A 24,728-nucleotide genomic window follows, 5' to 3' on the forward strand; every position below is an offset into this window, starting at 1 on the left:
CGCCAATTCATTATAATGCCTTTAACAAACCATGTAATACAAGATCAATCATTTATATAATAAACACAGTTATCACGAGAAATCAAATACATCAGTTGGTGAGAGGAAGATAAACATGGGAAAAGAAGACATAACGACATTGCATACTTATGTGGATGAAGCTATTGATCGCGCTCTAAGCGAAAAAAGAATTGTAGGAACAGTTGTACAGGTTGCATTAGGAGGGGAACTGGTATACAGCCGGGCTGCTGGTTTCGCAGACAGGGAGCAAAAACGCACCATGTCGGAAAACGCTCTGTTTCGACTTGCTTCCGTAACCAAACCTATTGTATCGACAGCAGCTCTGGCATTAATCTCACAAGGAAAGCTGAGTCTGCATGATCCGGTGACCCGCTGGCTTCCTGCATTCCGGCCCAAACTTGCCAATGGTCAGGACACTTTAATATCAGTACATCAGTTGATGACGCACACCGCAGGCTTGACATACCGTTTCTTCCAAGAAGATCAGGGAACCTATGAGCTTGCAGGAGTATCGGACGGAATGGATTGGTCTGAAATCAGTCTGGAGGAGAATCTGCAAAGGCTGGCTTCCGCTCCTCTTCTGTATGAGCCAGGAAACATGTGGAGATATTCCATTGCGACAGATGTACTTGGTGCCGTTATCGAAAAGGTAACTGGGATGTCACTACGAGAAGCTATTCAAACGCTGGTTACTCATCCACTCCACATGACCGACACTGACTTTGTTGCGGTGGATTCGGATCGATTGACAGCCGCATACGCTAATGGTTCTGAAGAACCGCGTCTTCTCCATAATGAGTTAGAGCAGGTTCCTTTTATTGAAGGTACTGCCGGTTTCCGGCTTGCCCCCAACCGTGCAAATCATACTTTGGCTTATTCATCAGGCGGAGCGGGTATGGTTGGGAGTACCGGAGATTTTCTCACTTTACTTGAGACATTGCGGCAAGGGGGTCAGCCTATTCTTACCGAAGCCGTTGCGGCTGAGATGTCTACCAATCAAATCGGTGATCTCGTGATGCCATACTGGCCAGGCAGAGGGTTTGGCCTTGGTTTTACCGTACTTAAAGATCCTGTCGCAGCCGGCACACCGGAATCAGTGGGTACGTGGCGGATGGGTGGAACCTACGGTCATTCCTGGTTTGTTGATCCAAAAGAAGAACTTAGTGTTGCAGCATTCACCAACACGGCACTTGAAGGGATGTCGGGCCAGTATACCACCGATATCTGTGATGCCGTCTACGCAGGCATTCGTGAAGGCAAAGAGGCTGCAAGAAATTAAATACGAATAACCGCCCAATATCATTGGGCGGCTTTATTTGGAATCTATGGTAAGACCTACTGTCTGTTACTACTCAAATTTTTCTTTTTAATAAGATAGATCCCCGCAACAAGAATGAACCACACTGGCGTGACAAACAGTGCCACACGCGTATCCTCGGCCAATGCCAATACCACTAGCACAAATGCCAGAAACGCCAGGATCAAGTAGTTGGAAAACGGATATAGTGGAAGTTTGAAGCGGCTGCGACTCGCCAGTTCCGGCTGAGTACGACGATATCTGAGATGACAGATCACCATGATGCCCCATACAAAGATGAAACACACGGTCGACACGCTCGTGATCAGCGTAAATACGCCTTCTGGCATGATATAGTTCAAAACAATTGCAATCAAAATAACAATCGTAGAGAAAAATAGCGCGTTCGAAGGAACCTTCCGGTTATTCAGTCGTGCAAACGATTCGGGTGCGTTGTGATCCTTTGCCATGGAGAACACCATACGGCTTGTACTGAAAATGGCACTGTTACACGCCGAAGCAGCGGACGTCAGCACCACGAAATTCACAATGCCGGCGGCAGCTGCAATACCCACAGCGGCAAACACTTGTACAAACGGACTTTCAGTAGGCACAATGGCGTTCCACGGGTAAATACTCATAATAATCAGCAGTGCGCCAACATAGAAGAGCAGTACCCGGATCGGAATCTGGTTAATTGCTCTCGGAATAACCTTCTCCGGGTTCTCCGTTTCCCCTGCTGTGAGTCCCACCAGTTCCATGCCTACAAAGGCGAACACTACCATCTGAAACGATATGATGAACCCATGCAGTCCATTCGGAAACCATCCCCCATGACTCCACAGATTGGTGAAGCTTGCTGGACCCTGATCCGTGGTAAAACCTTTGAAGATCATATATAAACCAACAACAATGAGTGCCAGAATAGCCACGACCTTAATCAGGGCAAACCAGAATTCCATCTCCCCAAACAACTTGACCGTTGCCAAGTTCATGATTAGTAAAATGACTAACGCAATTAACCCTGGCATCCACTGAGGTACATTCGGAAACCAAAACTGCGTATACAATCCAACGGCGGTAATGTCAGCCATAGCAATGGAAATCCAGCAGAACCAGTAAGTCCAACCTGTAATAAATGCCGCCATATTTCCCAGGTAATCGCGCACGAAATCGACAAAGGAATGATACTTCAAGTTGCTAAGCAGCAGTTCCCCCAATGCACGCATGATCAGGAACAATACAACACCCGTGATGATATAGGCCAGCAAGATGGATGGCCCTGTCAGTTGGATCGTTTTGCCTGCTCCGAGAAACAGACCTGTTCCGATCGCCCCTCCAATTGCCATTAGCTGCACATGCCTGTTCTTTAATCCCCTTGTTAACGTTTCTTGCTGCATGATCAACCACCACTCTCTTTCTGCACATGCTCTCTACGATGCAAAATATTATTATTCATCATATAATAATCTGCCCAGAATACATATCCCTCCCTTATATATTTTTTTGCACAGCAAAGAGGCCACCTTTGTAAGAGGTGACCTTTTGATACGCTCGTATTTCATGCCCTTTGCTTTTATAATATTGAGTTGCATCCGATCCATACTATCATCAGCCTATGTACATTCCTTTGTTATTCTCATGCCATGTCATGCTGATTATACATATCTATAGAAGTATACAAAAATATAAGCCAAGCATAGAGCGGCAACAACTAAAAAGGTAATTGCTAATGAACGTTCGTTTTTCCAAATTCGAATAGCATTAGCAACATTAATCATGAATAACGCAATAAAGTTAATGATACCCGAGTTGGATTGAAACGAGTTGAACACGATCATCATAAATCCTACGATCCAGATTAACAAAAACCACAGTGGAGTTTTCCGAAAAAGCTGCTTCATTATGATTTACTCCTTATATATTAAATTGGTCTGTGTATAAGATATTCTTCAACAGGAATTAAAATTCCTTTATTTAGGTCATAACCCCAAATAATTAATACTATTCAGACCCAATTTTAAGTATCTTCACAGTAAAAAGGGCTCCCGATAAAGGCGCCCTCTGGTCTGTTCAGCAACTACTTTTGCTTATAAAACTCGTGGTACAGCTTCATTAACGCCCGCTTCTCAATCCGGGATACATAAGAACGTGAGATGCCCAGTTCCTTCGCAATTTCGCGTTGAGTTCGTTCCTCCCCGCCTGCTTCCAGGCCGAATCGACCGATCACAACTTCCTTCTCCCGATCATCCAGGATGTCGAGATTGCGATAAATTTTGCTTTTTTCAATCTTGAGCTGCACTTTATCTACAACGTCGTCGGCTTCTGTTCCGAGGATATCGATTAGCGTAATTTCGTTGCCTTCTTTGTCCGTACCAATGGGGTCGTGCAGGGATACATCTTTGCGTGTTTTCTTCAGGGAACGGAGATGCATCAAAATTTCGTTTTCAATACACCTCGCCGCAAATGTGGCAAGCTTCGTGCCTTTGCCTTGTTGAAAACTTTCGATGGCTTTGATCAAACCAATGGTTCCGATGGAAATCAGGTCTTCCTGATCTTCACCCGTATTGTCGAACTTCTTGACGATATGCGCGACGAGGCGCAGATTGTGTTCAATGAGCAGATTGCGAGAGTGAGCATTGCCTTCAGCCATAAGGCGCAAATGCTTGGCTTCATCACCCTCAGCCAGTGGCTGGGGGAACGCATTATTTTTGACATACGAGACGAGTAACGTTAACTCTTTAATGAATAGAGCAATTGCGGTAAACAATCCGGGCACAGATGACACCTCCTGCAGTTTTACAACGATCTGGCCTGAGCACGTGTGGGAACAGGGTCGATCTATTGTATGTAGGCAGTGGCCCAGAAGTGCACGTACACTTGAAAAAGGGGATGATCTTGCGAAGATTTCACAGACTCACAGAAACTATGGAGCCCACCCGCTGAAGCAGGAGAAATTCTTTTTCCACACTTTCGATAAAATACTTCTTTTCCCCAAATAGGACAACATCATTCTGGGCTAATGAAACATCGCTTTTAAAATAGATCACATTGTCCGTTTCCCGAAACGCACCTTTGTAATAGAACATCCTATTTCTCTCCTTCATGTATCTACCTATGTAATTAACTACCCGCTCCATGTGGATCTGCTTCCTTCATGCTAACATATTCTCTCTCATTCATCATGTCATATTCGCACACTAACCAACATAAAGCCCCAGCCCTGTGCAGAACAGAACTGAGGCTACATATCGATATGAATTCCTGTTTCTCCTGTCGATTGCTTCAAGAAGCTAATTCAAATTAAATTATTTGAAGATTCGTTGTGAGAACTGATACAGGCCGCTGTTCCAGACAGATGGTTCGTGTCCACCTACATCCAGATAAAAGGTATGCGGAATATTCATGCTGCTCAAGCCGTTTTTGAAGTTCTGGCTGACCCATAACAGACCGTCACTTGATCCACAGGAGATCCACAACAATTTGAGTTGGCTAGCGACTTGTCCCGGGTTGGAAACCAGCTGCGATACAGATTGCGTATTCGGTGCAGCCGAGAAGGCCCCTACCCAAGCGAAGGTATTCAGATTTTTCAATCCGAAGTTAAGTGACTGCCCACCACCCATGGACAGTCCGGCTAGCGCACGACTATTCTTGTCTTTGTACACCGGATAATTGGCCTCGATATGAGGAATCAGATCCTTGAGCAGATCTTGCTCAAACCGTTCAAACGCAGCCACTTTGTCCGGAGCAAAAATGTCACCGACTGGACGATCGTCCTTCATGGCACGGCCATTTGGCATAACAACGATCATCTGGGACAGCTTACCTTCGGAATACAGGTTGTCCAGAATGTTCTTTGGTTTCATTGCATTAACCCACTCATGCTCATCCCCGCCGATGCCGTGCAGGAGATACAGGACGTTATACTTTTTATTCGGAGAATATCCTGGCGGTGTATACACCGTCGCTTTCCGTGTATTGCCTACCGTTGTGGAGTAATAGGATATCAGATTGGTATTTCCGTGCGGAATATTGTTTCGATAGCCATCAAAACCCGGTGGTGCCGGTACCACCGGAGTATTAGCCAGCGCATTGTTTGCGTCATTGCCGGATACATTCATAGATTCATACGCTGTGTTCTGAGCACCAACCTCGCTGGAATCCGTAGCAAAAGCCATTGTTGGGGCAATCATGGCAACGATCATCGAAAGACTTAAAAGGATTGTAATACGTTTTTTCATCTCAATTTCTCCTCTCAATTTTGTCAAACTTAAGTATGCGTTTCTCGAAGTTTCACTGGATTACGCTTGATGCTGAAGTTCAACTTTTTTCTAACGCGGTGAAGCAAGCTTCCTCTCAACTCAAAATTGAAAGCCCTTACAATAAAAAGGTTAGATCACCTCCCTTCCATTCAGAAAAACACTGAAACCTGTAGATTTCACTCTGTTTTTCCGACATAGAATTACTTATATAGTATATTTAAACTTATTTATCCATTTTTTGCAACAATATTTTCATTTCTATCGATTCAATTCAATGATCTTATAGCATCAGAGTTTTTCTTCTTTCTTCTCTATTCTCGAATCATAATTAAAAATTGTAAAATACTGTTGTTAAATTGAATATTTTACCTTATTATAGCTTCCATAGGGGGGTGTCTATGAACAATTTCAATAGATTCATAATATTTTTCTTCTGAGATAGCTTTCGCAAAAGTTTCAACGTCTCGGCCGCCAATATCTTTTGCAAACTACTTTATTTTCTGGGAGGAAAATGATGATGTTCAATGTACGCTTTTCGATCAAAAAAGCATGGGCTTCATTTCTGGTTATTACATTATTGCTGCCTTTACTTGTCGGGTTAGGGCCATCCAATGTCTATGCTGCATCTAACAATGAAGGAAAAATATCCATAACTGCAGATGATGAGTTCACACTTTTTATAAACGGCAGACAGACGGGAAAAGGCACTGACTGGGCCAAAGCCTATACGTTCCCTGTGCCAATTCAATCTGGCATCAATGTGATTGCAGTTCAAGCGAAGGATATAGGCCTCTATGCGGGACTGCTGGCAGACCTCAGCTACGGAGATGAGAATCTGGTTACGGATTTCAACTGGAAAGTATCTGAACGATATATCGAAGGTTGGGAGCAGCCCAAATTCGATGATTCGTCATGGTCACGTGCTACTGATTTCGGACGGTATGGCAGTGATCCTTGGAAACAGATTAGTGGCATGCCAGAGGAGACCAGTGCACGCTGGATCTGGGCAGGCAAGACCAATGTGGATGCTCCAGTTTCAGAAGCATATTTTCGAATCTCATTTAACGTTTCCGAAGATGGACTGGCTATTAGCAATCCCATTTCTTCTTCAGGTCAATTCGAGCAAGTCGATTATCAGTTAAAACCGACCCAGCCCATGCCTGCTTCCATGGTGAAGAGACTTCCCGTGGTAAATGCCGTCTTTGAAACGGTGGAAGAGAAAGGTTCTATAGAACTTAGCACCCAAGAGGCTGCCCAAATCGGTAATAACCTAGCTCCTGGTCAGATCTTTCTCGATCAGTCCTCTGCCCGGGCTATCAAAGTTACAAGCGTCAATAGAAGCTCTGGTGGTATGCAGGTAGATTACACCACTCCGGGTGTGGAGGAATTGTTCGATTACTATGATATTCCCGAGCAGGAGGTCTCGTTCGAAGAGCGTAACATCGTCATGCCTGATCCTGAGATGGTATTGGATAGCAAGGAATGGCTTGTTCAGGAACCCCTTTCCTTGTTAGAGACCGATATAACTGACGATGCTGAAATGCGTCAGTTCAACATAGACAACACGATTCAAAATGGTTTGGATGCAAATATGGACATGGTTGCGGATGCAGAAACAATGGATATCGCTTCCACGGATATCGCACCTATGGACATGAATGATGTGATTCGTGCTGCTGGAGCAGGTGATTTTGCCAATTGCAAAAAATCCGGCAATGAGTTTGTCTGTGATTTCAAGAAGGTACTTGTAAATCAACAAAATGCAAACGGTAACAAAGTGTTCGTTGAAGCGGGTGGCAAGCTCACCTTGATTGCACCCAAAGTTACGGGGAAATACGGATTTTGGGGAAAATACGATCTGAAATTTACTGCTGGTGAGAAAGCCAACATCTATATCAAAGGTGATGCCAAGTTCAAAAAAGAAGTCAAAGTTCCAATCATGGGCTTCAACATTGGTGCTGGCAATCTCGGAGCCGTATCAGTCGGCGTTTTTCTGGTCATTGGTATTGACGGCAACGTCACCTTTGAATTTCAGGTCGATCAGGGATACACGGTTACCGCGGGAGTCAAAGGGAAAACACGTGTCTTTATTCCCGTGAAGATCCAGCCTTACAGCAGTGTGAACAGATATCTTACGGTTACTCATAAAATTGAGGGACAGATCACAGCTTGGGCAGGAGCCAAAGCGGAAGTCGGTCTGAAAATTGCCGGCAAAAAAATACTTGAGGTAAGTGTTTTTGCCGGCATTGAAGGCACAGGGAAATGGACAAGCAGCAATAATGTACCCAGTACCATGTCTCTAAAGATTGATGCTCTCGTCAAAGGAGAAGGAGCTGTATTTAATAAGTCCTTCAAACTCTTCGAGCTGCGCTGGAATTTGGTGAATCTGGTGAAAACCCCTACCAATCCGGGAACCGGACAGAACCTGGCACGAAATGCTGCCATAACGGTAACTTCCACCTATCCCGGGTATTCAGCAGCCCGAATCAATGACGGAGATCGTAACACGGCCTTGGGGGAAAGTTATAGTTGGGCCAATAACCGTAATTCCTCACTTCCCCAATATGTCGTCATTGATTTGCCGGCATCGAGTTCAATCCAGCGAATTGATCTGTATACCACCCAGGGATACCCGCTTGCCAATTATGATCTGCAATACTGGAGTGGCTCAAATTGGGTGAATCTTGTACAGATTACAGGCAATCAAGAGTTAACGCGTTCACACACATTTTCAGCAGTCAGTACTTCCAAGATCCGTGTCGTAGCGAGTAAAGGTCCTTCCCATCAGCCAACCTATGTGCGAATCAATGAGCTTGAAATTTATTAAAGCAAGCGAAAAACAGCCTCAGATTCCTTGTGACATACAGGAAACTGAGGCTGTTTTTTTATCAGTCTTTTATTGTACCGATACCGGCTCAACAACGTTCGGAATCTCCGGCAGACGCTGTTTACGATCCATTACCAAACTTACGAATAACCCCACTAACCCCAATGCGGCAATAACTGCGGCATACAAAGGCACTGAGATAAGTCCCGTATGCGTTATTGCATACCCACCCATATAGGCACCAGCGGCATTTCCCAGGTTAAATGCCGAATGACTTGAGGTTGTCGCAAGTAGCGGTGCTTCAAGAGTCATATTCATAATCCGAATCTGAAGTCCCGGCATAATACCAAAAGCGGCAACCCCCCAGAAAAATATCGTGATCACTGCCAGATACGGATTCTCCAGCGTCAGCGTGAGCACTGCCAGAAGAACAGCAAGGATACCAAAGTTGACGATTAACGAAGGCATCAGCTTCCAGTCTGCCAGTCGGCCGCCAACCAAATTGCCCAAGGTTACACCGAAGCCAAACAACACCAGAATCCAGGTCACACTTTGCTCCGCAAAGCCGCTAATATCCACAAGCATCGGCGTAATATAGGTGAAGACTGTGAACAAGCTTCCGCACCCCAACGCCCCAATAAGCAGAACCAGCAACACTTGGGGACGAACCAGATTCCGGAATTGCTGTCCCAGGTTCGCTGGTGCTCCTTGCGGGAGGACGGGAATGAAACGAATGATACCAATCAACGAAACGATGCCCAAGATCGTAATCGCCCCGAAGGATGATCTCCACCCAAGCTGTTGCCCGATAAACGTACCAAATGGAACGCCAATGATGTTGGCAATCGTAAGCCCTGCGAGAACAACCGATACCGCTCCTGCCCTTCTCTCGGGTGCAACAAGCCGCGTCGCCATGATTGAACCTACACCCAGGAACGTACCATGGGCAAATGCCGTTAAGATCCGTGCTGAGATTAACAACCCATAGGTGGGAGCAATGACAGACAATGCGTTCCCGATAACGAAAATGCACATCAGCAGCACCAGCAGTTTTTTCTGCGGAATCTTGTGTGTAAATACGGTCAAAATCGGCGCACCTACCGCTACACCAAGTGCATATCCCGTAATGAGTTGTCCTGCCTGTGGAATACTTACATTCAGGTCTGTTGCCACATTAGGCAGTAAGCCCATAATAATAAATTCAGTCATACCAATCGCAAAAGCCCCAATCGTCAGACATAAAAGGGATAATGGAAACGCCCCTCGTTTACCTGACTGTGAAGCCTGTGGTTGTAATGTGTGTCCAGTCGTGCTCATAGATGTTCTCTTCTCCTGTCTCTTAATCAACGATTTTCTGTCGCCTTCAACCATAAGGCATCTGTTAGTTGTTCGAACGTTTCACGCATGGCCAGCTTGTCCCGCCAGTGTGCTGGAATACCACTCAGTCCATAATAAGCACCTGCGATCTGCCCATACACCGCGCCCGTAGTGTCCGCATCATCACCCAGATTAACAGCTAACAACGCACCTTCTTCAAAGCTCGATGACTTATGGAACGCCCATAGTGCTGCCTCAAGTGAACGAACCACATAGCCACTGCCCTTAATTTCCGGTGGTTCTTTGCTCTGATAGGAACCCATAACAACCTCTTCAATAGCGGGCGAAAAAGCAGGTTCTTCCCTCCACTGTCTGCATGTCTCCGGCATCAGCATGACGCTCTTGTCCGCTCCGCGCAGACCAGCAACAATTATTGCGGCTAGCACTTCACATGCTTCCACACTTTCCGTTGCAGCATGTGTTGTCCGGGAGCTCAGCCCGGCATAATGAACTGCCTCTTGCGGACAATTGGCATAAGCCATCGCAACAGGTGCAAGCCTCATAATAGAGCCATTGCCCGCCGTCATCGGGTCCGTTGATCCGCTGTAGGCTTCTCCGGTTATCTCAAACCTCTCCAAGGCACTTCGCGTGGCCCCGCCGATATCAAAGCAATCGCCTGTGCTGCTCATATACCCGACCTTGTACCAATTGGTGTATCTGCGCATCTGATCTGCAGGATCAAAGTCTGCCTTGCGTACCAGACTTTCTGCCAGGCACAGAGCCATCGACGTATCATCTGTCCACTGCCCTGCCTCCAGACCGAATACGCCGCCACCCACGATATCCGTTACGGGTTCAAATGCGCCCGGGCTACTGAATTCCACGGTAGTCCCCAACGCATCACCCGCTGCAAGCCCGATGAAGCAGCCCTTAAAACGGTCCTTTTGCAACATGCTTGTCTTCCTCCCTTACTCCATATACTTTCAGAATCTTTCTTCCATTTTCCCACAGGGCCTGATCTGGCGTAAAGCTAATAAAATCCAATACATTCAGCTCCATTTCTTCTATTATAAAAGTGTCGAAAGCTGTTGAACGGCCAGATGATCAAATTTTCATAAAAAAAGTTTTATTTTTTTAAGCTGTAAAAACAGTTTATTCAGTACACCGCTTACATGCAAAAGGGTTAACGGTTTGCAACGTTCATAATTTTCTGAAAACAAATCATACATGTGAAAATTTTCAATGTAAACAATCATGACGCACTTGACCCTTTGGTTTGTCCTATGTTACGGTTTTATTAGCTTCAAACGCATATTTTTTCCCAAATTAATATTCATTTTCGGTTTATTGTGTCAACTAATATCCCGCAGGTTAATGAATACAGGGAATGAATTTGCAGAAAATTTTCATTATTATCCCCAAACTAATTCTGAAACAGGAGGAACAAATTTATGATTAAGGCACTGGTGTTTGATTTCGACGGAACGATTATTGATACAGAGACAGCATGGTATATTGCTTTTCGCGATGCTTACAAGGAACACGGCGTAGATTTAACCCTGGAGATGTATTCACAATGCATCGGTACCAGTCTGAAAACATTTAATCCATATGAGTACCTCATCACAGATTTGAATCTTCCGATCGATCGGGAAGCGTTCAGGGAATCCGTTCAGTTGCAGCACGCTGCATTGATGAACAAAGAGGTGGTTCGTCCTGGCATTCAGAACTATCTTGATGAAGCGCGTAAAGCTGGGCTAAAACTCGCTGTAGCCTCCAGCTCCAAACGGGAGTGGGTTGAACAGCATCTGGAACAACTGAAACTGAAAGATTATTTTGAAGTTATCCGTACGGCAGATGATGTTGCAAATGTGAAGCCTGATCCGGAACTCTACAATCAAGCGCTTGAAGCCCTTGGAGTAACTGCAGACGAAGCCGTAGCGATTGAGGATTCACCTAACGGCGCGCGTGCAGCTGCTGCGGCTGGTATGCACTGCGTAGTCATCTCGAATACCATCACAGGAACACTGGAATTCGATATGCCTCACCAACGGCTGTCTTGCTTGACTGACCTTACATTTAACGATTTGATTTCGAAGCCACTCGTCACTACCGTCTAAGGTCTGCACGAATTTCGCGATTTAATCCTTAAAGGGGGAGTTCATACATGAAAGCTGTACATTTTGGTGCGGGCAATATAGGCCGCGGTTTTATCGGTCATATGTTGTCCGCTTCCAACTACGAAGTCTGCTTTGTCGCACGTAACCCGAAGAAAATCTCCATGCTTCAAGAGAGACAGGAATATCCGATTACACTTGCCAATAGCGATCGGGACACTACGATTGTCAACAACGTGACGGCGATCAATGTGAATGAGCAGAATCTGGTTGCTGAAGAGATTGCTTCAGCCGATGTGATCACAACCGCGGTGGGTGTATCTGCACTCGGAGATATCGCCGAACCTATCGCCAAAGGCATTCAACTTCGCATGAAAAACAATAATCAGGCTCCACTGCATATTATCGCTTGCGAAAATGCCATCGGTGGCAGCACCAGGCTGAAGAAACGCATCTATCCTTTTCTGGATGAACAAACTCGCAAAAAAGCCGAACGTTATGTTTCTTTCCCCAATGCAGCTGTGGACCGGATTGTTCCGGCTCAAAACCACAAAGACCCGCTGCAGGTCACTGTTGAACCTTTTTACGAATGGGTCGTTCATCGTCCAGCACTTCTGGATGGATTTAAGAAAATAGATGGCGTCCACTATGTGGATTCGCTTGAACCTTATATCGAGCGTAAAATGTTTACGGTCAATACAGGCCATTGTGTCGCCGCATACTTCGGCTATCTCGAAGGATTCAAGACCATTCGACAGGTCATGAGTAACTCTACCCTTCGGGCCAAGGTCCGCCATGTTATGGAAGAGACGGGTCAGATGCTCATCCAGAAGCATGGATTCAACGCACAGAAGCATAACAAATATATCGACACCATACTGGAACGCTTCGCCAATCCCAACCTGACGGATCAGGTCACCCGGGTTGGACGTTCCCCCCTTCGCAAGCTTTCGCCTCATGATCGGCTTGTTCGCCCAGCGCTGCAGGCCAGTGAATTCGGAATTGAAATTCCTCATTTAACTTCTGCTATGGCGGCCGCAATGCTGTTTAATGACAAACGCGACGAAGAAGCCATGAAGCTACAACACATGATTCGCGAAGATGGCGTCTCCACCTTCATCCGTGAACGCATGGGAATTCCCGACGAACATCCCGTTCATCAGAATGTAATCGCCCGTTATCAAGAACTCAGAGGGCGCAAGGAATCGACTATACTAACCTGAGTAACGGATCAGGGCATGGGTTCGATCCTGCAAACTGAATAGAAGCACGGCCAAGAAGCCGGGAGGAACCTATGCAGCTGCATCGCTCCTTCCGGCTCTTTGTCTATGCACGACGCGACACGGTACATTCTATCTCTATGGTAGTAACGTTAATAAAACAGCGCATCTCCTCTCTCAAGGAAACACGCTGTTTAGGGAATCTTTTTAATTTAATTTTCTACTCATTCATAATGGAATTGAGGGATGCATAAGCCATGGGCAGGAAACCTTCCGAAGGTTCACCAATAGGTGCTTGGATGTGGAAAATGAAACCATTGCCGTCCAGTTCTTTCACAATAAAGTACTCTGTTTTCTTATCATTCTGGGACATCATATACAATCTTGCATCCTTCATCGGCCCGTTACTGAGTTGTTCAGCTGTCAATTGCTTCACTTCTCCGGTCTCGGACAACTCTTCCTTGGCATCCATCTTCAACATATCCAGATTAAAATCCGCCGGCAGCTTCTCAATCTCTACCTCATAATCCGGATCAATCTTCATTGTTAATTCATGGTCTTCCGCATCAAAAGCCATCGGTTCAAACACATAAAGTGAATAACCTTTTGCTTGTGCCAGTGTCACTGGGCGTTTCTCGGTCATTCCTTCTACCGTCACTTCAAGCTCTGACGTCTTCGGGCGATCGGACGTTACAGCACCGCCTGCATTGGAACCGTTATTGTCATCACTCGATTCAATCTTTGCAATCTCTGTAAGTACCAGCTGTTTCGTAGTTGCATCAATCGTTTTCTCTACATATTTGAAACGCACGGAATCTTCGTCATCGATATCATCCAGAGACTTCTGCAGATCTTCGCTCACCTGAAATGACATCGGCTTCTCATTCACTCGAATCTCAACGGTATGCGGATCAGCCCATCCAGTCAGAATACCTTCTGCTTCTATTACAGCACTTTCATTCGGTTTTTGCTCCGGTGCTGGTGACTGTTCTTCCGTATTATTCACTGGTGGCTGTGCAGCAGGATTACTGTTCCCACAGGCCACAAGCGAGAATCCCATAAGTAAAACCAGGAGTGATGCACTGACTTTCATTGTATTTCCTTTTCGCATATGAACACCTCCGTTAGCTTATACGCAATGATGCTTGTCCATGTTGCTTCTCATCCATTGGCTTGGCTGTATACTAGTACTTACACGGGAGAAAGGCAGCTCAATCATGCACAATGTCTGAAAGATTATTGTGATCCTCTACCTAACCGGCTTGATCCATCTGTACCAGTTTGGCATTGGCTCCGTTAAATGCTTTGGTCTGGAGGTTAAATTGCTTTCGGAATTCAGCAAGCTTCGCATATTCGCTATTCCGCACCCGGATGGCTCGTTTAATCTTAACCAGATTAGGTTCTGCACTTTCTCTCATCAGATCATACAACTGCTCATCGGCATTCAGACTCAACTGATACGAGGCAACAAAATTTTCCAATGCACGTGCTCTTGCTTCATATTGATCCAGCACCTTTTCAGCCTGTGCCAATGTTTTTTCTTTTTCAAATGATAGTTCTTTCAATGAACTGCGCAGGGCCACCGTCTTCTCGTTGGTCTGTTTCATGGCCTCTTCCGCCTGTTTCAACAACGTTCTTCGTTCATGAATATGACCTGCTGCCTGATCCAGCAGTGCTTCGAGATCACTGTTTGTGTTCTTGCCTTTGTCCAAAATAGACTTGTATAACTTCATATCTTCCTGCTCATGACTGGTCAGCGTCTTCAAACTCTGATCGATCTCCTGACCACTGAGCACCAATTGGTTTACCTGATTTGCCGCAGGCTCCTGCGGATCTCCACAACCACTCACCAGCAGAATTAGCAATACACTAACTGCCGCAAGCGCCACTTTTTTACTCGTTAGCACCCAAGTCCTTCCTCTCTTGCATCATCATCTTGTTGTTATATTACAAACGGCTATCCCCGCTAAAATTGGCTACCCAGTGTGCATCCGGATCGTATACTTCGAACTCGTAACCCCGATCCTCGAGTAGCTTCAGAATACGCGGTAAAGCCTGAACGGTCTGCTCCCGCTCGTGCATCAGAATCACTTCCTTATCCCGATGTACACTTTTGCTCACGCGGGCCACAATCTTGTCAGGCTGACCGGGAAGATTCCAATCGAGTGAATCTGTCGTCCAGTCCCACAGTTTGAACCCGGCCGCAGCAATGTCCCCTCTGAACTTTTCACCGATCTGTGGACTGCTGCCATAAGGTGCACGAATCAGATGAGGTGTAAAACCAATCAGGTCCTGCACCATCTTCTGCTCTTTCTTGAACTCTTTCACAAAGTTCGCAGAGCTGCCACTCTTATACAGCTTTTTATAGTTATGCGTCATGCTGTGGAGTCCAGGATAACTGCCTTCCTTCAACAGCCGTTTCACTGCTTCTGGATGCTGATTCAATTGACGTCCGATCATGAAAAAGGTAGCTTTTGCCTCATGCTGCTTCAAAATATCCAGCAGTTGTTCCGTATATTCAGTTGGCCCATCATCAAACGTTATGTATGCCAATTTGCGAACCTGGCCCTGGAACCGGGCCGGCTCCTCCTTCGCATCCGGAGTAACTTGTATCATGCCAAGCTTGGCGGGCTGTTCTATTACAGTAATCGGAGGCGGCGCCACAACGCTTTTGATCCAATGCGTCATGCCAAGGAATACATATGTAATACCGGTAACGAACAGTACCAGGAGCATTAGAGCTATGCTTACCCTTCCATACCGGATTTTTCTTCGTTTATGTGTTTTCGTGCGACTTGTGCTAGGCGGAATACTGCCACGTTCTCCCGCTCTCTCTTGTTGAACTCTCACTGTCATGCCACTTCCTTACTTTCATTTTTTCCCGATTATTGGTATATTATCTCGTTTCATGTCTCTATATAGAAGATTAATAGAAAAATGGATCGGGAGAATGACAGAATAGTTACAAGCCCGGTTACAATCTACTTATCTCTTCGTTCTCTTTATCTTTCCTGCGGTTACCTTCTCCTGTATAATGAAGTGATTTACGCCATCAGACTTCAAGAAGGAGCTACACCCATGACAAGCTTGAACCGTGCCGGCAGATCCATCTATCTGTTATTCATTGTCGGCATTATCGCCATTTCTTTTTCTTCGATCTTTGTACGCTGGTCTACCGCAGATGTTGCGGTCATTGCCATGTACCGTCTATTTCTGACCAATCTGCTAATGCTGCCTTTTGTCTGGAAATACAGACATGAGATGACGCGTCTACGCATACGGCAGTGGGGCTTGCTGCTTGCATCCGGTGTGATGCTGGCCCTTCATTTCCTGCTCTGGATGGGTTCGCTACGGCTCACCAGTGTTGCCAGTTCCACAGTTATTCTCGCGCTGGAGCCTATACTGATTCTTGCCGGTTCGGTATGGCTGTTCAAAGCCAAAATTAACCGCATGATGATCATCGGCATGGGCATCGCCCTGCTTGGATCAATCGTCATTGGCGCAGGAGATTTCCAGTTGGCAGGTACTGCTCTGCAAGGTGATATCCTGTCTTTACTTGGCACAATTGCAGTTGCTGTCCATATGCTGCTGGGTCAATTTTTGCGAGCGGGACTTAGTGCATTTTCGTATAACTTCTGGGTGTTCTTCGTGGCTGCCTGCACGCTGGCGGTATATAATCTGATCATGGGCCATCCGTTCGGAGGTTACGCTGCGTCAGAGTGGGGAATCTTCCTGCTACTCGCCATTGTGCCAACGATCTTTGGACATTATCTCTTCAACTGGCTGCTTCAATATATGAATGCCACAACGGTATCCATGGGCGTACTTGGGGAACCCGTATTCTCTTCGTTGCTGGCCTGGATGCTGCTCGGCGAATCCCTCAGTGCATTACAGATGTCTGCCGGGGTTGTCATTATATTCGGGGTATGGATCTTCATTCGATATGGCAAAACCAAACCTCAACCTATTCCTGCTGATGCTCCTATCGCTGGCAAAGGGCCTGTTGAACCTACCACGGTATAACGTATTTTTTCGTAATGCATAGTTATAAACGACTCTACCACTCTCATAAGGCGGTGTATTTTCATGAAAAATATTGTATCCATGCGCTGGCTGCTCGCCAGAATGTATGAACCGGATGTGGTCATTGCAGATTGCCGATTCTTGCTCGGTCAAACGGAGGCTGGAAGACAAGCCTATGAAGCTGGACATATTCCAGGAGCTGTCTTTCTCGATTTGGAAAAAGATCTGTCTTCTCCTGTGTCTGCGCACGGAGGGCGTCACCCGCTTCCTGATCCGGCTCTTCTCGCAAGTCGTCTCTCCAAAGCTGGCATCGGCTCCAATAGTCGTATTGTTGCTTATGACGATCAAGGCGGGATGAATGCATCTCGGCTATGGTGGCTGCTGCGCTACATCGGTCATGAACAGGTGTATATCATGGACGAAGGTTTCTCCGCTTGGAAAAACGCCAAATTCCCGGTGACCACGGATGTGCCGGTTCAGATCCCGGCTTCTTTTGAGGTGAATGTGCAGCCAGCTATGCTGGCAAGTGCCCAGGATGTTCAGCAGGCTTCAGCAAGTGGCAGCTCCGTGTTAATCGACTCTCGCGATGCTCGCCGCTATGCGGGTCTGGAGGAACCGATTGATGCCAAGGCCGGACATATTCCGGGTGCGGTGAATTATTTTTGGAAAGATGTGTTGGATTGGGATGGACGTTGGACAGATACTGGCGTGTTAGAAGAGCGTTTCAGTAAGCTGGACAAGGATGGTGCGATTATCGTGTATTGCGGATCAGGCGTCTCGGCCTGCCCTAACGTGATTGCACTGGAAGAAGCGGGATTCTCGAATGTGAAATTGTATTCCGGAAGCTGGAGCGACTGGATTAGTTATGAGGGGAATCCGGTGGCAACGGGGGAAGAGTAGGTAAAGAGCACAAGTCTACAGTATCTCAAAACAAATACACCGCCATGCAGGCTGATGCCTGGGGCGGTGTATTTTCAGTGCATGAGCGTCATCCGGGTATACGGGAGAGATAGAGGCATCGTTGCACGCGAAAACTGATCCAACAAGATATTTTCCCGCTCAATGAAACAGGATCTGCAAAAGAAAATGAGGGGAAGCATTCATGAGTCCATGAGCCAAGATAATCACCCATATTTTACGATAGCGGGCCCATAAATAACCAAGAAACAGACCCGTAACCCCATGATTTGCGATCACTGTTGCCACATCAATATCCCACTGACCATTTCCTTGAATGGCGACATGCCAAATGGACCATAGTATTGAAACTAGTAGTATGGCGGGCCATCTTCCAAGCAATGCCTCCAATCGGGTTTGCAGCCATACCCGATAAAAAACTTCCTCCAATACGCTATTGATCATAAAACCAATCAACACCAAGAGTAGTAATTCTGTCATATCGGTTGATACGATTGCTCCTTCTGGTTGTGCAATTGGGGAATAGAACTTTAGATAACTCCAGACCACAATAACGATCATTGGTGCAATGACGTGTCCGCGAGAGCGAGGCTTTGCCGAAATAATGTCTAGTTGCCTGGCAGTCATTTTGCGATAAATCAGCAATAAAATCAACGGAATGAACAATAGTGTTGTCAATTTGAACGCCAAATAATATAGCTGGAAATGTAATCCTTGCTGGTCTATCGATATCAGAGAAACCGTAAATAAAACGCCTGACAGTAATAATACAATCGATTGAACGACCAAGTTCTTTTTATCCATTTGTTGGAAACACCGGTGATTTTGACTTTTATAAGGAATCATACGGATTAGAAAGATGCCAAGGAATGCCGGCAACATACTATGCCATATTGGAATCACTTCCTCACGATCAGCTGTGTACCTTATATTCAAGTTTCCGGTCCACACTAACCACAGTACAGCAGCAAATATAATAATCATGCATAATAAGCCGATTGCCTTTCCCCATGCTGGAAGCATTACTTTGAATTGCTGATTCATTCCACTTGCACTCCTTTGAGTGGCATGTCGCGTTTGCCCCATTCTTTTTTTAATTCAGTTGAGTTAAATAAACTCTAGCACAATCCATCTTAATCGTCTATTTATTTCAGTTGAGTTAAATAATATGATATTCTGTGTGTATGCCAAAAATCGTGGACCATGAGAAAATGAAGAATATTATCGCTGAAGCTACTTGGAAAATCATTAGTGAGAAAGGCATTCATCATGCAACGTCAAGAACGATTGCAAAGGGGGCCGGATTATCACAAGGCGCTTTAAGACATTACTTTTCAAAACAAGAGAGCCTATTAGCGTTTGCAATGGAGTTAGTTAAGGAAAAGGTACTTACTCGACTAAGAAATCTGAATGCAAGAGAACTGGACCCTCAAGAAAGAATTGTTGAATACTTGCTCGAACTAGTCCCGACGGATGAACAAACATTATTGGAAATGGAGGTTTGGTTTGCATTTGTAAGCTATGGTAAAACGAAAAAAGGGTTCGACGCCAATTATGTGGACCTCCAAAACGCAATCAAGAACTGCATCATGTACTTGAAAAATGAAGGTCTTCTGCGCAAAACCGATGAAGAGAAGGAACAAGAAAAGCTGTATGCCTTTATCAATGGGATGGCTCTCAATTTGTATTTAGAGCCGGATAAGATAAATAGAACACGAAGCAAAGAAATGATACAAGACTATATCAATTGGATTATTCGTTAAAGGAAAACTTGACGCATAGATCGGGGAGCTAAGTAAGCTGATCCGGGCCAAGCAAAATACGCAGGAAAATCAGGTGGCTGTCGGGGAAAATAAAAACTAAAGAGCCCACGTTTTGCACGGGCTTCTCTGCGCTTTCATTATAATCATGTAGCATTTAGCTGCTTACATTTCCGACTTCTGTCACGTTCAGGTTTAGCTTATGTTTTCGGCATACTTCGTAAAAATCTTTTGAAACAATGGGTTTGAAGATATTGATATAATCCAGCATAAAAAATTCATGATTGCCAATTCGCTCTTCATGAAGGCAGATTTGAGATACAACTTTGACGATCTTACGTGGAGGCTGTTGTACAGATGCAGCAATGACCGCTTTGCGCCCATACTCCGAACGTTCATAATCAAAAACATCCAAACGATCAAGCTGATGTGCAGTCCAGTAGGTTTTTTCAACCGAACGACCGTCGTGGTAACAGACCGTTGTCGGAATAAACTGTGTGTTTGTTTTCGTTTCCTCCAACAGCGTTTTAAAACGATCTGATACGTGTCTCGTTCCTGTGATCGTCTCAAAATAATCTACGTTCAGGTTGCGCACCGTAGGCAGTAACTCAACCTCAGCTGTTGTCCCCTCTGGTAACGGATTCTCTATCGCCAAATAATTCATATCTAATTCGGGAGTGAAGGTTGTTCCACCACTAATAAAACCTCTACGTGGATATTGAGATTCCAGAAAATAATAGTTCAAAGAATGATGCTCCTTTCCGAATGAAGTGCTTTTCGATCAATTATACACATAATAAAAGATGTTCATTGAAATGTAAGATGGCTTCCCAGCTCCTTAAAATCATTGGTCATATATTAGTCAACAGAGTCAACTTGCATGCAAAATAGGGGCCGGATCACCCACTAACGTGAGTACCCTGCCCCTTGCTTTGATATACATATGAATATACAGACCTTAATCAACACTTTAACAGATTGAAAAGAAACAGTCTATATTTTTAGGAAAATATTCTATATATTTAGGTTGCTGGCCGGCAAAATACAGTTGAAACGGAGCATAAGTCTATGATGTCCAACAGCCATCTTACTCGTGATGAATTACAGGATTATGTGCACAATGTATTTGGAGCCAGTTACCTCATAACGCAGATCGCAAGAATACATGGAGGCGCACAAAAAGTCATTTACAAAATTGATTGCACAAATGGTTTCACTTGTATGTTGTACGTTTGGGATATTTCCAGCAACTATTTTCAGGAAGAGATCTTGAGTGAACCCACTTTTCACAGTTCCTATGGCAGCGAACTTTTCTCTTTGAATACTCGCTTTCTCGCTCAACATGGAATTCGAACACCAATCTTGTATGATCTAAATAACGATAGAGACCAGCACTCTTATGATTTTGCTCTTGTTGAGTATGTGGATGGACAGAAAGCCGAAGCCTATTTCCAGCATAAAAATCACAAAGATCGGGATGAGTTGTTTCAACGGATCAGGGATATGTTGTCTAATATGCATAACATCCAAAGAAACGTTTATGAAAGCGCCAACGATAACAGAAAAAAGGCTGGGCCTTGCTACCAAGTTCAGCGGTTGGCTGCCCAAACAGCCTTATCCTATGCATCCAAACACATGACAGATATCAGGAAAAATAACGAAAGGCTGCTTGAGAAAATTTACGAGTTGGAAGCAGCCATTCAACCCAGAGATCTCTATAGTTTCATTCATGGAGAGTTAGGTCCGGATCATATATGGATAGATCATGCTATGCAACCATGCCTTATTGATATTGAGGGCGCAGGATTCTTCGATCTCGACCCGGAGCGGATGACATTTTATCGATTTTGCCATCATTTGTCCTTGATATCAGGAGGACTGAAACTGCTTCACAGACAATTCCCCGATCAGCAATTTGCTAGGAGTCTCGCAGAGTATCATGCCAGATGTGCAGTTCAGATGCTTTCATGAATATGGATACGAGCCTGGAAGGAGATTTGAGCATGGAGTTTATTCACGAAGATGAAAAACTTGCAGTGAGCGTTATTCAAGCCATTCACACTGGAGATATTCCAACGTTAGAGCAGCTGCTGGCAGAGAATCCGGGATTGGCAAAGATAAGAATATTGGAAAGAAAGCCTGACAACGTAGATGCAGACTCCAGTATCTCACGAACGCTGCTGCACGTGGTGACGGATTGGCCGGGGCATTTCCCTAATGGAGCGGATACCGTGCGAGTATTGACCAAGTTTGGTGCGGAAGTGAACGCTCCTTTTGTCGGTCCAAACATAGAAACACCTTTGCATTGGGCTGCAAGCTCCAATGATGTTCAAGTGCTTGATGCCCTTCTTGATGCTGGTGCAGACATTGAAACGCCTGGCGCGGTGATCGCCGGTGGCACGCCGCTGGATGATGCTATTGCTTTTGCACAATGGGATGCAGCACGGCGCTTGGTTGAGCGCGGCGCGATCTTTGCCCTTTGGCATGCGGCCGCCCTTGGAGATATTCACGCTATACAAGAACATTTTAAAGGGGCCCAACTCCCGAGACGTTATCCTTGGGGAACAAGCACCTCCCCTTCTCCTCCCGATGCAGTAACCGTTGCCTTCTGGTGTGCTTGCCATGGAGGTCAAAGAGAAACAGCAGAGTACCTTCTTGAACAAGGCGCCGAACTGAACTGGATAGCCAGCTGGGATGGAATGACTCCACTGGACACAGCAAAACGTAATTTTTCTGCTGAACTGATCCCGTGGCTTGAGAGTCATGGTGCCAAATCCGCTAGCGAGATTCACAAGTAGATGAATGCTAGCGTGAAATTGCCAATCGCCAGTGGCTGCGAATATAGTTATGAGGAGAATCCGGTGGTTACTGGGGAAGTGTAGAAGACTCCAACAAATGATCCTAAAACCGGGAGAGGCGACAAGGGTCTAATTCATTTCTTGATTTGCCATCAATAATTTCACTTGCAGCCAAATGCGCAATCAGCGGCGCCAGTGTAATTGCAGAATGCATTACCGTCAGATAAAGTCCATCAATGTGATCATGGAAGCCCACAATCGGATAACCGTCTTCAGGCATGGGTCTCCATCCAACTTTTATGCTCTCCAGTTCCAGTTGATTTCCGTGCTTGAGACTGCGACGCAATGTGTCGTAAGCTCGCTTACCGACCGCCTGTGGTCCGTTTTCCTCCGACTCGTCGATATAATCTTCCGCAGCCAGCAGCGTATAATCTGTCAGTTGACGCGCTTCAAATTGCGCATTGGAGATTAATGTGTGTATCAGTTTATTCGCAGTTTTCATCCGAATTAGAATCGAAGGTGACGAAGTTACCGGCACGTGACAACCTAACGGGTTACAAAGTTCGGGTGTACCTGTTCCTGCGGCCAATACCACAACATCCGACTCCACAAAACCCTTGGATGTATGAACACCAACCAAACGGGAGCCCTCTTGCTTCAGCTGTGTAACGTTGGTGTCGAACTGAATCTTTGCTCCGTACTCTTGCGCTTTGCTCAACAACAGCTCCGTTACCGCTATAGGGTCCACCGCACCTTCTTCGCTGACAAACATGGCTTCATCCGGATATTCCTTCAGATTGGGCTCCAATGCCTCAAGCTGCTCCCGGTTTAATTTTTGAAAGTGTTGCTCCCTTAGAGGCGGAGTGTCCCAAGTTAGCGCGCCATGCCAAAGAATGTTCAGTTCGGACAACTCTTGCTGAAGTGTGTGATATTCTTCCACAGCTGCATCGTACAAATGCCAGTATTCAGGAGCCACTCTATGCGTCGTATGTATCCAGGCAAATGATTTTTCCGTGACTTCACGCGCCGCGGCTGAGTGCCGTTCAATAACAGTTACATCTTGATTTCGTTTGGCTAGATGATAGGCCATACACGCCCCAACAATCCCTGCACCAATAATCACAATTTTTTGTTTATTCAAAACTAACTCTCCCTTGTCACCCTATCACCCCAAGGAATCGATTTTCCGAAGTTCGGATGGGTTTGCTCCTTTTTCGTCTTCTTCGCCGTACAGCTTTCCATATGCTTCATATGGCCAGCGCCCCAGTCGCTCATTGTCTGGAGCACAGGTTTCATGAGCTGTCCGTACTCCGTAATCGAGTATTCGACCTTAGACGGAATTTGGGCATATACTTCACGATGCACAAAATCGTGATACTCCAGTTCTTTTAACTGCTGGGTCAGCATCTTTTTCGAAATATCTGGAATCGCTTTTTATAATTCACTGAAAGTCAATTGTATTCCTCTCTTTCTGGTCAGGTTAAGTGCCTACTTCCTGATTGATCTTTCTCACTTTAGTATAGAGGCAGATAGCGAAATTGAACAATTTAAAATGTACCAATAAGATGGACACTTTGGAAAAAGCCCATCTTGTAGGGTATTCTGTTTATAATGAAAAAAAAGATATTGGAGCGGAAATGTGATACGAAAAGATTACTGACGAAGAAATCATTCTATATCACATATTTTCGGAAAGGACTGATTAGCATGAGTATGCTTGAAAACGTAAAGGTAGCAGCGGTGTTCGAACATTATCCGAACCATATTCAGCAGAGGTTGTTGTTTCTACGCCAATTGATTCTGGACACAGCATTAGAAACAGAAGGCATTGACCACCTGGAAGAAACCCTGAAATGGGGTGAGCCTAGCTACGTCACAAAACATGGGAGCACAATCAGAATAGCTTGGAAAGAGTCAAATCCACAACAGTATGCAATGTATTTTAACTGCAACACTAAGCTTGTTGCTACATTCAAGGAAGTTTTTAGTGAACTTAACTTTGAAGGCAATCGGGCAATTGTGTTCAATGATAATGAGGAAATGCCGATAGATGAATTAAAACAATGCATTTTATTATCTCTCACTTATCATTACCGAAAACACCTTCCAATGCTTGGATTGTAATAAAGGTTATGGGCTATTTCTTGCATATTTTCAGAACCAAATTC

General features: G+C 45.3%; 24 protein-coding genes. 10 read left to right on the forward strand and 14 right to left on the reverse strand.

Features of this window, described 5'->3' with window-relative positions; all coding sequences use genetic code 11:
* Positions 1-115 precede the first annotated feature (115 nt).
* Entirely contained in the window at positions 116-1,300 is a 1,185-nt protein-coding gene (locus MKY66_RS21610; RefSeq protein ID WP_076214181.1) for a serine hydrolase domain-containing protein, read from the forward strand.
* A 56-nt stretch (positions 1,301-1,356) separates the two neighbouring features.
* On the opposite strand, the gene MKY66_RS21615 is transcribed toward MKY66_RS21610, so the two are convergent.
* The 5 genes from MKY66_RS21615 to MKY66_RS21635 all read right to left on the reverse strand — a co-directional run bounded on the left by MKY66_RS21615 (position 1,357) and on the right by MKY66_RS21635 (position 5,559).
* Positions 1,357-2,718, reverse strand: coding sequence for an amino acid permease (locus tag MKY66_RS21615; protein WP_076214178.1), 1,362 nt, complete (start codon positions 2,716-2,718; stop codon positions 1,357-1,359).
* Positions 2,719-2,976: 258 nt separating this feature from the next.
* On the reverse strand, positions 2,977-3,222 hold the full coding sequence (locus MKY66_RS21620; RefSeq protein ID WP_076214175.1) for a hypothetical protein: 246 nt from the start codon (positions 3,220-3,222) through the stop codon (positions 2,977-2,979).
* A gap of 176 nt (positions 3,223-3,398) precedes the next feature.
* Entirely contained in the window at positions 3,399-4,097 is a 699-nt protein-coding gene (sigK, locus tag MKY66_RS21625) for an RNA polymerase sporulation sigma factor SigK (RefSeq protein WP_047843844.1), read from the reverse strand.
* 130 nt (positions 4,098-4,227) lie between these two features.
* On the reverse strand, positions 4,228-4,407 hold the full coding sequence (locus MKY66_RS21630) for a hypothetical protein (protein WP_036615241.1): 180 nt from the start codon (positions 4,405-4,407) through the stop codon (positions 4,228-4,230).
* Between the two features lie 219 nt (positions 4,408-4,626).
* On the reverse strand, positions 4,627-5,559 hold the full coding sequence (locus MKY66_RS21635) for an alpha/beta hydrolase-fold protein (protein ID WP_036615244.1): 933 nt from the start codon (positions 5,557-5,559) through the stop codon (positions 4,627-4,629).
* Positions 5,560-6,091: 532 nt separating this feature from the next.
* On the opposite strand from MKY66_RS21635, the gene MKY66_RS21640 reads away from it, so the two are divergent.
* Positions 6,092-8,407, forward strand: coding sequence for a hypothetical protein (locus MKY66_RS21640; RefSeq protein ID WP_179088560.1), 2,316 nt, complete (start codon positions 6,092-6,094; stop codon positions 8,405-8,407).
* Positions 8,408-8,476: 69 nt separating this feature from the next.
* On the opposite strand, the gene MKY66_RS21645 is transcribed toward MKY66_RS21640, so the two are convergent.
* Positions 8,477-9,724: an MFS transporter gene (locus MKY66_RS21645; protein WP_076214170.1), complete on the reverse strand. Its 1,248-nt coding sequence runs from the start codon at positions 9,722-9,724 to the stop codon at positions 8,477-8,479.
* Positions 9,725-9,750: 26 nt separating this feature from the next.
* Complete coding sequence (locus MKY66_RS21650; RefSeq protein ID WP_076214167.1) at positions 9,751-10,677, reverse strand: ADP-ribosylglycohydrolase family protein; 927 nt, start codon at positions 10,675-10,677, stop codon at positions 9,751-9,753.
* A gap of 498 nt (positions 10,678-11,175) precedes the next feature.
* On the opposite strand from MKY66_RS21650, the gene MKY66_RS21655 reads away from it, so the two are divergent.
* Entirely contained in the window at positions 11,176-11,844 is a 669-nt protein-coding gene (locus MKY66_RS21655; RefSeq protein WP_017687123.1) for an HAD-IA family hydrolase, read from the forward strand.
* Positions 11,845-11,891: 47 nt separating this feature from the next.
* Positions 11,892-13,064, forward strand: coding sequence for a mannitol-1-phosphate 5-dehydrogenase (locus MKY66_RS21660; protein ID WP_076214164.1), 1,173 nt, complete (start codon positions 11,892-11,894; stop codon positions 13,062-13,064).
* Between the two features lie 217 nt (positions 13,065-13,281).
* On the opposite strand, the gene MKY66_RS21665 is transcribed toward MKY66_RS21660, so the two are convergent.
* From MKY66_RS21665 to MKY66_RS21675, 3 genes are all read right to left on the reverse strand, one after another.
* The gene (locus MKY66_RS21665; protein ID WP_076214161.1) at positions 13,282-14,172 is read right to left on the reverse strand and encodes a hypothetical protein; all 891 of its coding nucleotides are present in this window, start codon (positions 14,170-14,172) and stop codon (positions 13,282-13,284) included.
* A gap of 142 nt (positions 14,173-14,314) precedes the next feature.
* Entirely contained in the window at positions 14,315-14,968 is a 654-nt protein-coding gene (locus tag MKY66_RS21670; RefSeq protein WP_076214158.1) for a YkyA family protein, read from the reverse strand.
* 40 nt (positions 14,969-15,008) lie between these two features.
* Positions 15,009-15,911 carry a polysaccharide deacetylase family protein gene (locus tag MKY66_RS21675; protein ID WP_256704299.1) on the reverse strand — a complete coding sequence of 301 codons (903 nt, stop codon included), beginning with the start codon at positions 15,909-15,911 and terminating at the stop codon, positions 15,009-15,011.
* Positions 15,912-16,139: 228 nt separating this feature from the next.
* Between MKY66_RS21675 and MKY66_RS21680 the strand changes: the two genes are divergently transcribed.
* Both MKY66_RS21680 and MKY66_RS21685 read left to right on the forward strand, forming a co-directional pair.
* Entirely contained in the window at positions 16,140-17,084 is a 945-nt protein-coding gene (locus MKY66_RS21680; RefSeq protein ID WP_076214153.1) for a DMT family transporter, read from the forward strand.
* Between the two features lie 63 nt (positions 17,085-17,147).
* A complete protein-coding gene (locus tag MKY66_RS21685; RefSeq protein ID WP_076214150.1) occupies positions 17,148-17,984 on the forward strand; it encodes a sulfurtransferase in 837 nt (278 codons plus the stop codon).
* Positions 17,985-18,143: 159 nt separating this feature from the next.
* Here the strand turns inward: MKY66_RS21685 and MKY66_RS21690 are convergent, their stop codons facing one another.
* The gene (locus MKY66_RS21690) at positions 18,144-19,046 is read right to left on the reverse strand and encodes a CPBP family intramembrane glutamic endopeptidase (RefSeq protein WP_076214147.1); all 903 of its coding nucleotides are present in this window, start codon (positions 19,044-19,046) and stop codon (positions 18,144-18,146) included.
* A gap of 152 nt (positions 19,047-19,198) precedes the next feature.
* Here MKY66_RS21690 and MKY66_RS21695 point away from each other — a divergent pair, with 152 nt between their 5' ends.
* The gene (locus MKY66_RS21695) at positions 19,199-19,765 is read left to right on the forward strand and encodes a TetR/AcrR family transcriptional regulator (RefSeq protein ID WP_339805868.1); all 567 of its coding nucleotides are present in this window, start codon (positions 19,199-19,201) and stop codon (positions 19,763-19,765) included.
* Positions 19,766-19,919: 154 nt separating this feature from the next.
* Here the strand turns inward: MKY66_RS21695 and MKY66_RS21700 are convergent, their stop codons facing one another.
* Complete coding sequence (locus MKY66_RS21700) at positions 19,920-20,507, reverse strand: DUF1629 domain-containing protein (protein WP_076214141.1); 588 nt, start codon at positions 20,505-20,507, stop codon at positions 19,920-19,922.
* Between the two features lie 323 nt (positions 20,508-20,830).
* Here MKY66_RS21700 and MKY66_RS21705 point away from each other — a divergent pair, with 323 nt between their 5' ends.
* Both MKY66_RS21705 and MKY66_RS21710 read left to right on the forward strand, forming a co-directional pair.
* Positions 20,831-21,733: a phosphotransferase gene (locus MKY66_RS21705; RefSeq protein ID WP_076214138.1), complete on the forward strand. Its 903-nt coding sequence runs from the start codon at positions 20,831-20,833 to the stop codon at positions 21,731-21,733.
* A gap of 65 nt (positions 21,734-21,798) precedes the next feature.
* Positions 21,799-22,560 (forward strand): ankyrin repeat domain-containing protein, encoded by a 762-nt coding sequence (locus tag MKY66_RS21710; RefSeq protein WP_256704298.1) that lies wholly within the window; start codon positions 21,799-21,801, stop codon positions 22,558-22,560.
* A gap of 103 nt (positions 22,561-22,663) precedes the next feature.
* Here the strand turns inward: MKY66_RS21710 and MKY66_RS21715 are convergent, their stop codons facing one another.
* The gene (locus MKY66_RS21715) at positions 22,664-23,701 is read right to left on the reverse strand and encodes an FAD-dependent oxidoreductase (protein WP_076214135.1); all 1,038 of its coding nucleotides are present in this window, start codon (positions 23,699-23,701) and stop codon (positions 22,664-22,666) included.
* 2 nt (positions 23,702-23,703) lie between these two features.
* Positions 23,704-23,988: a winged helix-turn-helix transcriptional regulator gene (locus tag MKY66_RS21720; protein ID WP_339807182.1), complete on the reverse strand. Its 285-nt coding sequence runs from the start codon at positions 23,986-23,988 to the stop codon at positions 23,704-23,706.
* Positions 23,989-24,267: 279 nt separating this feature from the next.
* On the opposite strand from MKY66_RS21720, the gene MKY66_RS21725 reads away from it, so the two are divergent.
* Positions 24,268-24,684, forward strand: coding sequence for a DUF1801 domain-containing protein (locus MKY66_RS21725; RefSeq protein WP_143760359.1), 417 nt, complete (start codon positions 24,268-24,270; stop codon positions 24,682-24,684).
* Positions 24,685-24,728 lie beyond the last annotated feature (44 nt).

Source organism: Paenibacillus sp. FSL R5-0766 (assembly GCF_037971845.1).
Taxonomy (GTDB): Bacteria; Bacillota; Bacilli; order Paenibacillales; family Paenibacillaceae; genus Paenibacillus.